The following is a 10283-nucleotide window of genomic DNA, read 5'->3' as shown; positions in this document are numbered from 1 at the left end:
CGGGCGGCGCCGCCCCGGCCGGGCAACTCGGCGCCGGCGACGCGCCCGTCACGGCGGAGGAGCGGCCCGGCGGCGGCTGGGTGCTGGCCAACGGGCTGCTGCGGATCGAGGTGGACGGGCGCGGACTGGTCGTCTCCGCGTACGACGAGGAGGGGCGCCGGGAGAGCGTCGCACCGGGCGAGGCGGCCAACCTGCTCCAGATCCACCCGGATCTGCCGAACCACTGGGACGCCTGGGACGTCGACGCCTTCTACCGGCACAACGTCACCGACCTGACGGGTACGGACGCGCTGGAGCTGGCGGAGACGGACGAGCGGGCCGCCACCGTGCGCGTCGCGCGCTCCTTCGGCGACTCGGCGGTCGTCCAGCGGCTGACGCTGCGCGCCGGCGCGAAGGTGCTCGACGTCGACACCGAAGTGGACTGGCACGAGAGCGAGATGTTCCTCAAGGCGGCCTTCCCGCTCGATGTGAAAGCCGAACGCTCGGCCGCCGAGACGCAGTTCGGGCACGTCTTCCGGCCCACGCACACCAACACCTCGTGGGAGGCGGCGAAGTTCGAGATCTGCGCGCACCGCTGGCTCCAGGTGGAGGAGCCCGGCTGGGGCGCGGCGGTCGTCAACGACTCGACGTACGGCCATGACGTCACCCGTACGATCCGCGAGGACGGCGGGCAGACCACCACCGTGCGCCTCTCCCTGCTCCGGGCGCCCCGCTACCCGGACCCGGAGACCGACCAGGGCACGCACCGGCTCCGCTTCGCGCTCGCACCGGGCGCGACGGTGGGCGACGCGGTGCGCGAGGGCCACCGGATCAACCTGCCGGAGCGCACGGTACGGGGCGGCGGCGAGGCCGTGGCCCCGCTGGTCGCCGTCGAGGGCGACCAGGTGGTGGCCGAGGCGGTGAAGCTGGCGGACGACCGCAGCGGCGACGTGGTGGTACGGCTCTACGAGTCGCACGGCGGACGCGGGCACGCGGTGCTCCGTGCGGGGACCCCGGTGACGTCGGTGACGGAGACGGACCTGCTGGAACGCCCGCTGCCGGAGCCGGAGACGACGGGCGCCCACACCCTCGCCGCGGACGGCTCGGTGGAGGTGACCCTCCGCCCGTTCCAGATCCTCACGCTGCGCTTCGCACGGCCGTAAGCGCGGGGTCCGGCCGGAGGGCCGGACAGCCGAGTGACCGGGCGCAGCAGTCACGGCGGCCCGCCGGGAGAGGTTCCCGGCGGGCCGTTGTGCTGAACTCACGTCATGCCGAACTCGGCGGTCTTCAGCCGGTGTTCAGCGCTTCTTGAGCGGGTGGCAGCCCTGCACCGTCAGGGTGCCGTCGCCCTGGGAGAGGGTGATGATGATCCGCTCCCCCTTGTTGCCGGTCTTCATCTGCGGGAACTTGTCGCCCTTCGGCTCGGTCGTGATCGAACAGAGGTCGAAGACGTCGGAGGCGGCGCCCGAGGACTCGTACGTACCCGGCGGGATGTCCTCTCCCACGACGTAGTCGCCGTCGCCGTACTCCTTCGCCTCGGGCTTCGGCTGCGGCTTGTCCTTCGCGGCGTTCAACTGCCGCTGTCGGCACGACCGTTGAGGAGCGCTGTCCCGGTGGCCCGGTCACCGCCCGGAGATCACCGGCCGCTGCCTGCCGGGGTCGGCGCCGATGTCCCGGCGCCGGACCGTGTGAGGGCGGGCGCGCGCGGAGTGCGCCCAACGCCCCGCGCCCCCGAGCGACTTACCGACGACGAAGCGACGAAGCGCCGCCCAAGCCCCGGTCCCCCTCGCGCGGGAGCGCGGTCACGCGTCGGCGGCCGCCCGTGGGCGCTTCTTCAGGGAGACCACCGGGCCCTTGGCGCCTGCCTCGTCGTCCGCCGTGGGCGCCGTCCTCGGGATGGTGATGAGGACCTTCAGGCCCTTCGGGTCGTTGTGCTCGTAGGTGAGCCGCGAGCCGCCGGAGGTCAGCAGGGCGCGGGTGATGGAGAGGCCGAGGCCGGAGCCGGAGATGTTCTGGTGGCGGTTGCTGCGCCAGAAGCGGTCGCCGATGCGCTCCATCTCCTCCTCGGTGAGGCCGGGGCCGTGGTCGGCGGTCTCGACGGTAACGGTGTCCTTCTGCTGCGAGACGCTCACGGTGACGCGCTCGCCCTCGGGCGTGAACTTGATGGCGTTGTCGACGACCGCGTCCAGGGCGCTGGAGAGCGCCACGGGGTCGGCCCAGCCCGTCACCGCCTGCCGGCCCGCGGCCTCCAGGACGACGCCCTTGATATCGGCCACCGGACGCCACGCCTCCACGCGCTCGGCGGCGACCTCCGCGACGTCCGTCAGCCGCAGATCGGCGGCGGCGTGCTCCGCGAGGGCCAGGTCGAGCAGATCGTCCAGCACCCGCGCCAGCCGCCGCCCCTCGGACTGTACGGACTTGAACTCCTCCTCCGCCTCGGGGAGTTCGAGCCCGAGCAGCTCGATGCGCAGCAGCAGCGCGGAGAGCGGGTTGCGCAACTGGTGCGAGGCGTCGGCGACGAACGCGCGCTGCTGCTCCAGCACACCTTCGACGTTGTCGGCCATCTCGTTGAACGAGCGGGCCAGCCGCCGCAGTTCGGGCGGCCCCCCGGAGGCGGCGACGCGGGACTTGAACTGGCCGACGGCGATCTCGTGCGCGGCACGGTCCAGCGTCCGTACGGGACGCAGCACCCAGCCCGTCAGATGGAGCGCCAGCCCCACGGCGATCAGCATCGCGGCGAACTCCCCCGCGATGATCGGCAGCCAGCCCTGCAGGATGCGCGAACGCAACTGCCCCGTCGGGGAGTCGGTGAGGACGACGGCCGCGACGTCGCCGTCCCGGATGACGGGCGAGGCGATCGACAGCCGCCCCTCCTGCCAGGGCCACACCTGCGCCGGGTCGTGGCTGCGGCGTCCCGCGAGCGCCTCGGCGAACGCGTCGGCGCCGCGGCCCTCCTCGGGCACGGACCAGCCGCGCGGCGCGATCGCCAGGGCACGGCCGTCCCGCAGGAAGACGCCGACCTCGATGCCGTACAGCGAGTGGTAGCGGTTCAGTTCGTCCTGGAGTATCGCGCGGCGCTCCTCCTCGTCCGGCGAGGTGGCGACGTACTGGGCGAGCGCCGCGAAGCGCGCGGTGTCGTCGATGCGGTCCACGACGACGCGCTGCTGCTCCGCGGCGGCCTGGCTCGCCGCGAGCGGGAAGCCGAGGGCGAGCAGCACACCGGCGAGCAGAACGGTCAGCAGTGACAGCAGCCGTGCGTGCATGGTCCTCTCCCGCTCCCCGCCCCGTCGCCTAGACCGTCTGCGAGGGCTCGACGAGGCGGTAGCCCACACCCCGTACGGTCTCGATCAGCGCGGGCAGCCGCAGTTTCGAGCGCAGCGACGCCACATGCACCTCCAGCGTCCGGCCCGTACCCTCCCAACTCGTACGCCAGACCTCGCTGATGATCTGCTCACGGCGGAAGACGACGCCGGGACGCTGGGCGAGCAGGGCGAGCACGTCGAACTCCTTGCGGGTCAGGGAGACGGCGGTGCCGTCCACGCAGACCTGGCGCGTGGGCAGTTCGATGGTGACGGCGCCGACGCGGAGCGTGGAGTCCGCGGGGGCGGACTCGTCGCGTGCCGTCTCGGCGCTCTCCTCGGGGGCGGCGCGGCGGCTCACGGCGTGGATGCGGGCGAGCAGTTCGCCGGTGTCGTACGGCTTGACGACGTAGTCGTCCGCGCCGAGGTTCAGGCCGTGGATGCGGGAGCGTACGCCGCCGCGCGCGGTCACCATGATCACCGGCGTGGAGCTGATCTTCCGGATGCGGCCGCAGACTTCGAAGCCGTCCTGGTCCGGCAGGCCCAGGTCGAGCAGGACGACGCCGAAGGGCGCCACCTCGTCCGAGGGCAGCAGCTCGCGGAGGGCCTCCTCGCCGCTGCGGGCGTGCACCACCTCGAAGCCGTGCCGCCCCAGCACGGCGGAGAGCGCCGCGGCGACATGGCGGTCGTCCTCGACGAGCAGCAACCTCACTCGGGCCTCCCTCCGCGATGCGGCGCCGGTGCGCGGACGACCCGCGCACACCACCCGCATCCACCCGTATCGGCGCAGGTGAGTCAAGGGGCTCCCTGTCGCACGCCGGCGTACGTTGTGCAGCCGGTAGGACAGACTACGGATTCCGCGGCGGCCACCGGGGGCCCGTGGCTTCCGCGACGGGATCGTTATGCTCAATTTCCCCTCAGATGTAATGACGCTGGCCACGGTCGCTCATTAGTGTCCTCGCAACCGACGAGGACGGAGCTACACGCCGATGAGCGAAGTATCGGTGACCAAGGACGCCGCGCCGGCCGCGGACGATCTGGTCGTACTGGACAACGTCAACAAGCACTTCGGTGCGCTGCATGTGCTCCAGGACATCGACCTGACCATCGCGCGCGGCGAAGTCGTCGTCGTCATCGGGCCCTCCGGGTCGGGCAAGTCCACGCTGTGCCGCACCATCAACCGGCTCGAGACCGTCGACTCGGGCAGCATCAGCATCGACGGCAAGCCGCTGCCGCAGGAGGGCAAGCCCCTGGCCCGGCTGCGCGCCGACGTCGGCATGGTCTTCCAGGCGTTCAACCTCTTCGCGCACAAGACGGTGCTGGAGAACGTGATGCTCGGGCAGACCAAGGTCCGGCGCACGGACAAGCAGGCCGCGGAGCAGAAGGCGCGGGCCCTGCTGGACCGCGTGGGCGTCGGCAACCAGGCCGACAAGTACCCGGCGCAGCTCTCGGGCGGCCAGCAGCAGCGGGTGGCCATCGCCCGCGCGCTGGCGATGGACCCGAAGGTGATGCTCTTCGACGAGCCCACCTCCGCGCTCGACCCCGAGATGATCAACGAGGTCCTCGAGGTGATGAAGCAGCTCGCCGACGAGGGCATGACGATGGTCGTCGTCACACACGAAATGGGCTTCGCGCGCTCGGCCGCCAACCGCGTCGTCTTCATGGCGGACGGGCGGATCGTCGAGGAGGCGACGCCGGACCAGTTCTTCAACAACCCCCGCAGCGACCGCGCGAAGGACTTCCTGGCGAAGATCCTCCACCACTGACGCGGCCGCGTGCGGCGCGCGTGGCGTATGTTCCGCGTGCGCCCCGGGGAGTTCCGCAGCAGATCCGAGCAACGGAAGAGAACCGGAAGAGAACCGGGAAGCAACCCAGAAGTACCGAGCGTTCACCACCAGTTACGAGCACTGACGAGTTCAGCGGCCGGCGGCCCGTCCGTCCCGCACCGGTCCTTCCGTACCGCACGACGACGACCGCCGGCACCGCCGCCCCGGTCCGCCGGCCGTCCGGCTGCCACCCCACCGGCAGCCGGGAGGCCGGGCGCCGCGGCAGCCGCCCGCACGGCCGGCGATCCGTACGACCGGCGACGCACGAGCGCCGACCAGCAGAACACCGAGCAAGGGATGCCCATCATGAAGTTCCGCAAGACCGCCGCCTCGGCGGCCGTGGTCCTCACTCTCGCCCTGTCCGCCACCGCCTGCGGAGGCAAGGAGGGCTCCGCCGGTGACAAGGCCGGCGGCGACACGGACACCAAGGCGCTGCCGAAGTACAAGGTCGCCGAGGACGTCAAGGCCGACTCCCCCGTGCTGAAGAAGGCCCAGAAGCGCGGCAAGCTGATCGTCGGCGCCAAGTCCGACCAGCCCTACCTCGGCTTCCAGGACCCCTCGTCCAAGAAGTACGAGGGCTTCGACATCGAGGTCGCCAAGATGGTCGCCGCCGACCTGGGCTTCGGCGAGAAGGACATCCAGTTCAAGACGATCGACTCCTCCGTGCGCGAGACGGCGATCTCCAAGGGCCAGGTCGACCTGATGGTCGGCACCTACACGATCAACGACGAGCGCAAGAAGCAGGTCGCCTTCGCGGGCCCGTACTACATGGCCGGCCAGGACCTCCTCGTACGCAAGGACGAGAAGTCGATCAAGGGCCCGGACAGCATCAAGGGCAAGAAGGTCTGTTCCATCACCGGCTCGACCCCGCTGCAGAACATCAAGGACAACAAGTCCAAGTACGGTGCGGAGCCGGTCGAGTTCGGCAAGTACACCGACTGCGTCAAGCAGCTCCTCGACGGCCAGGTCGACGCCATGACCACCGACGACGCCATCCTCAAGGGCTACGCGGCCGAACGTCCCACCAAGCTCAAGGTCGTCGGTGAGACCTTCAGCGAGGAGCCGTACGGCATCGGCCTGAAGAAGGGCGACAAGGAGCTGCAGAACGCGGTGCTCGACGCCGTCGAGGCCCACCAGAAGGACGGCAGCTACAAGAAGGCCTACGACGCCACGCTGGGCCGCTCCGGCTCGAAGTTCGAGGAGCCGCCGGCCCTCGAGCGCGACTGACCGCCCGTACGGCACCGCCCCACGTCCCGTACGCCCGTCGCACCGGGCGGGCGTACGGGACGCGGCATTCCCTGACCGCCCTGCGGAGACCCTATGAATGTTCTGCTCGACCACCTGGACCTGTTCCGCGACGGATTCATCGGAACGGTCTCGCTCACCGCGGCCAGTGCCGCGCTCTCACTCGTGCTCGGCGTGCTCATAGCCGGCTTCCGGGTCTCGCCGGTGCCGCCGCTGCGCGCGTTCGGCACGGCGTGGGTGACGCTGCTGCGCAACACCCCGCTGACGCTGCTCTTCCTCGTCGCGTTCTTCGTGCTGCCGCAGGTCGTCTTCCCCGGAATCAGCTCCTACATCCTGGGCGTGCTCGCGCTCGGCTTCTACACCTCCTCGTTCGTGTGTGAAGCGGTGCGCTCCGGCATCAGCACGGTGCCGCTGGGGCAGGCGGAGGCCGCCCGCAGCCTCGGGATGACCTTCGTCCAGACCCTCCGCATGGTCGTGCTGCCGCAGGCCACGCGGACGGTGCTGCCCCCGCTGAGCAGCATCATGATCGCGCTCACGAAGAACTCCGCGATCGCCGGGGCCTTCAACAACCCCGAACTCTTCAGCGTCCAGAAGGTATTGAGCGACAAGGGCTACAACGTCATGGTCATCTTCGTGTGGGTGGCCCTCGCCTACCTCGTACTCGTCTTCCTCATCAGCGGCCTCTTCCGGCTGCTGGAGCGCAGGATGGGGGTCGCCCGATGAGTTCGTCCGTCCTCTTCGACGCGCCGGGTCCCAAGGCCCGCGCCCGCAACCGTGCTTACGCCGTCGTCGGCTCCGTCGCCCTGGCCGGGATCGTGGCCTTCGTCGTCTACCGGCTGGCGATCAAGGGCCAGCTCGACGGCGCGATGTGGGACATCTTCAACTACGCCGGCGTGCGCAACTCCATCGTCAAGGGCATCGTCAGCACCCTTGAGGCGTTCGTCATGGCGGGCGTGCTGTCGCTGCTGCTCGCCGTGCTGCTGGCGGTGGCGCGGCTGTCCGACCACAGGCCCGTGAGCTGGGCCGCGACCGGCGTGATCGAACTCTTCCGCGCCGTACCGCTGTTGATCACCATCTACGTGCTGTGGGTCGGCTTCTTCACCAGCGAGCCGCTGTGGGCGGTCGTCATCGGTCTGACGCTCTACAACGGCGCCGTGCAGGCCGAGGTGCTGCGCGCGGGCATCGCCGCCGTACCCAAGGGGCAGAGCGAGGCCGCGTACGCGCTGGGCATGAGCAAGACCCAGGTGATGACGACGGTCCTCATCCCGCAGGCCGTGCGCTCGATGCTGCCGACGATCGTCAGCCAGCTCGTCGTCACGCTCAAGGACACCTCGCTGGGCTTCGTCATCACCTACGAGGAACTCCTCTACGCGGGGCGGCAGATGGCCAGCACGATCCTCGTCGACGGCGAGAACCCCTACGTTCCCGTCGTCCTGGTCTTCGGCGCCATCTACGTCGCGATGTGCCTCGCACTCTCGGCGCTGGCCAACTGGATCGAGCGGCGCGGCCGGCGCGCCAAGACCGGTATCCAGGTGGCCGAGGCGCAGCAGGCGACGCCCGACATGGGCGGGGGGCCGGCGACGTAGGACGCCGGCGGAACCGGCCCGATGGGCTTCCCCACAGCGACCACCGCGGCGGCGGACTGGACATGTCACGAAGTGTCCGGGCCGCCGCCGTCGGCGTTCCGGCCCGGCTTGACGGGTGACCTGGCACTGGGTTGCATACGGTTCGTGATCGCGCACCGTGCTCCGCTCCCCTCCGCTTCTGCTTCCGCCGCCGTGCCCGCCGCTTCACGCGGCGTTCTGTCCGGCCACGGCGGTACGGGGACGGGGGACGGCCGCGCGCTGCGGCACCGCGCGGGGACGTGCGCGTGAGCGAGTCCGAGATCGTGATCGTCGGCGCGGGGCCGACCGGGCTGGCGCTGTCGCTGGCACTCGCGAGGTTCGGGGTGCCCTCGCTCGTCCTGGACAACACCGACGGCGACGTGACCGTACGCGCCGCCCGAAGCTGCGTACTGCGCCCCGACACCGCCTCCTGGGTCGGCGCGCTCACCGCGCCGCACGCCTCCGTGCCCGCCGCGGGCTGGACGCGGTGGAGCACCCGGCGCCGCCGGCAGCTCGTCCACGAGGTCGAGCTGACCGACGAGACCACACCGCAGCACGTCGAACAGCACGCGCTGGAACGGGGGTTGCGCGACGCGCTCGCGCGGGAACGGCTGGCGCACGTCGTCACCCGCGGCCACGTCGACATCATCGAGCAGGACGCCACCGGGGTCACCGCACACACCCGGCCGCGCGGCTCCGCCGGTCCCGGCGGGACCGTCGGGACTGCCGCCGGCGAGGACGACAGCGGCGACGGGACCGCTGCGAACGGGACGGGGACGGACGGGGGGCACGGGTACGGGACGTACGGAACCGGAGCGTACGACGCGGGGACGTCCGGCTCGGGGGCCCACGGCTCGGGGATGTCCAGCTCGGGGGCGGACGCTGCGCGCGCCGTGCCGGCGGTCGCCGGTGAGCGCGGGCGGACGGGCGCCCGCAACACCGGTGGCAGGGGCGGCACATGGTGGCGCGGGAGCTATCTGGTGGGCTGCGACGGGGCGCGCTCGACCGTACGGAAACTGCTCGGCGTGCGCTTCGCGGGCCGTACGGCCGTCGAACGGCACGCCGTGGCGGCGCTCCGCGCCGAGCTGCCCTGGGACGAACAGGCGCTGCTGCACCGCGAGTTGGGCGCCGGAAGCGGCGCGGGCCGCAAGGGCGGCGTCGGCGGAGTACAGACCGAGGTGACCGCACGGCCGCTGCCCGACGGCATGTGGCGGCTCGACTGGCTGCTCCCGCCCCGCGGCGAACTCGTCACGCCCGAGGCGCTGTTGGAGCGCATCCACGCCACCCTCGGGCACTGGTACGAGGGTGACGAGGGCTCCCAGGGCGGGGGCACGGCGGCGGGCGCCGGAGGCGGCGGCGTGGACGGCGGAGTGGACGGCGGCGCCTACGAACTCCTCGACACGGGCGTGTACACGGCGCATCAACGACTCGCACGCCGCTGGCGCGTGGAACGCACCTTCCTCGCGGGCGACGCGGCCCATCTGGTCGGCGCCCTGGGCGTCCAGTCCGTCGACGAGGGGCTGCGCGACGCGGCCAACCTCGCCTGGAAACTGGCCCTCGCCTGGCACGAGGCGAACGGCGTACGCGGCCCGCGCGTGGACCGGGACGCGCTCGACGTCCTGCTGGACAGCTACGAGTCGGAACGCCGCGGCGCCGTCGGCGCCCGGCTGCGCGCCGTCGACCAGGCGCTGCCGCTCGTACGCCGCGACGGCGGCGGGCTGCGCTCGCTCCTGCCGGGCGGCGGTGCCCGTACACCCCTGGAACTGCTGACGGACGGGCACTTGGGACGCGGACTACTGGGCGCACCCGCCGCATACCGCCGCACCCCGCTGACGCCCGCGCGGGACGCGGTGGAGACGATCCCCGTGGACACACCGCCGGGAGCGCCCGTCGAGGACGTCCCGGTGATCGCCCTGGACGGCGAACGCGGACGGCTGCGCGGCCAACTGTGCGCCTCCGGCGCCGAGTTGCTGGTGCTGCTCGTCGCACCGGGCACCGCCGTGTGGGACAGCCGCCACTGGCTCTCGGCGGGAATGATGCCCGAACTGGCCGCGGCGGTGGACTCGTTGCCCCTGAACGCCACGCTGCTGGTGACGGAGAACTACCCCGGCGCGGCCCCCCACACGGTGCTGGTGATACGCCCGGACGGCCACCTCGTGGCGGCCCTCCCCGGGCCTCGCAGCGCACACCTCCACGCCTGCGCCCACGCGATCCGCGGCGGCACCCTCCCCCAGAACCTCCCGGCGACACGGGGCGAGGGGTAGGGGTAGGGGCGGGTCACCCTGGGGGCAAGCGCGCCGGGTCACCCGGGGGCGAGCGCGCCGGGGGGG

9 protein-coding genes are annotated in these 10283 nt (G+C 71.8%); 6 read left to right on the top strand and 3 right to left on the bottom strand.

The features are described 5' to 3' along the window. The coding region (locus AN218_RS24480) for a glycoside hydrolase family 38 C-terminal domain-containing protein (protein WP_244900664.1) at positions 1–1142 on the top strand (1142 nt) is incomplete at its 5' end. 135 nt (positions 1143–1277) lie between these two features. On the opposite strand, the gene AN218_RS24475 is transcribed toward AN218_RS24480, so the two are convergent. The 3 genes from AN218_RS24475 to AN218_RS24465 form a co-directional block, all read right to left on the bottom strand. Continuing rightward, positions 1278–1553 carry a hypothetical protein gene (locus AN218_RS24475; protein WP_070019100.1) on the bottom strand — a complete coding sequence of 92 codons (276 nt, stop codon included), beginning with the start codon at positions 1551–1553 and terminating at the stop codon, positions 1278–1280. Between the two features lie 228 nt (positions 1554–1781). Beyond that, positions 1782–3242 (bottom strand): sensor histidine kinase, encoded by a 1461-nt coding sequence (locus tag AN218_RS24470; protein WP_079132539.1) that lies wholly within the window; start codon positions 3240–3242, stop codon positions 1782–1784. A gap of 28 nt (positions 3243–3270) precedes the next feature. After that, complete coding sequence (locus AN218_RS24465; protein ID WP_070019099.1) at positions 3271–3990, bottom strand: response regulator transcription factor; 720 nt, start codon at positions 3988–3990, stop codon at positions 3271–3273. A gap of 277 nt (positions 3991–4267) precedes the next feature. Here AN218_RS24465 and AN218_RS24460 point away from each other — a divergent pair, with 277 nt between their 5' ends. The 5 genes from AN218_RS24460 to AN218_RS24440 all read left to right on the top strand — a co-directional run bounded on the left by AN218_RS24460 (position 4268) and on the right by AN218_RS24440 (position 10217). Beyond that, a complete protein-coding gene (locus tag AN218_RS24460) occupies positions 4268–5044 on the top strand; it encodes an amino acid ABC transporter ATP-binding protein (RefSeq protein ID WP_070019098.1) in 777 nt (258 codons plus the stop codon). A 366-nt stretch (positions 5045–5410) separates the two neighbouring features. Beyond that, positions 5411–6331: a glutamate ABC transporter substrate-binding protein gene (locus tag AN218_RS24455; RefSeq protein WP_070019101.1), complete on the top strand. Its 921-nt coding sequence runs from the start codon at positions 5411–5413 to the stop codon at positions 6329–6331. A 93-nt stretch (positions 6332–6424) separates the two neighbouring features. Next, complete coding sequence (locus AN218_RS24450) at positions 6425–7072, top strand: amino acid ABC transporter permease (protein WP_070019097.1); 648 nt, start codon at positions 6425–6427, stop codon at positions 7070–7072. Beyond that, positions 7069–7935 (top strand): amino acid ABC transporter permease, encoded by an 867-nt coding sequence (locus AN218_RS24445; protein WP_070019096.1) that lies wholly within the window; start codon positions 7069–7071, stop codon positions 7933–7935. The genes AN218_RS24450 and AN218_RS24445 overlap by 4 nt, the downstream gene beginning before the upstream one ends. 284 nt (positions 7936–8219) lie before the next feature. Continuing rightward, complete coding sequence (locus AN218_RS24440; RefSeq protein ID WP_070019095.1) at positions 8220–10217, top strand: FAD-dependent monooxygenase; 1998 nt, start codon at positions 8220–8222, stop codon at positions 10215–10217. Positions 10218–10283 lie beyond the last annotated feature (66 nt).

Origin of the sequence: Streptomyces nanshensis, assembly GCF_001751255.1 — a bacterium.
Classification (GTDB): Bacteria; Actinomycetota; Actinomycetes; order Streptomycetales; family Streptomycetaceae; genus Streptomyces; species Streptomyces nanshensis_A.
This window is presented reverse-complemented; position numbering and strand designations above follow the sequence as displayed.

Excerpts from the sequence above, each read along its gene's own strand:
- AN218_RS24450 (WP_070019097.1), top strand. The coding sequence starts at position 6,425 with ATGAATGTTCTGCTCGACCACCTGGACCTGTTCCGCGACGGATTCATC.
- AN218_RS24460 (WP_070019098.1), top strand. The coding sequence starts at position 4,268 with ATGAGCGAAGTATCGGTGACCAAGGACGCCGCGCCGGCCGCGGACGAT.
- AN218_RS24470 (WP_079132539.1), bottom strand. The coding sequence starts at position 3,242 with ATGCACGCACGGCTGCTGTCACTGCTGACCGTTCTGCTCGCCGGTGTG.
- AN218_RS24455 (WP_070019101.1), top strand. The coding sequence starts at position 5,411 with ATGAAGTTCCGCAAGACCGCCGCCTCGGCGGCCGTGGTCCTCACTCTC.
- AN218_RS24445 (WP_070019096.1), top strand. The coding sequence starts at position 7,069 with ATGAGTTCGTCCGTCCTCTTCGACGCGCCGGGTCCCAAGGCCCGCGCC.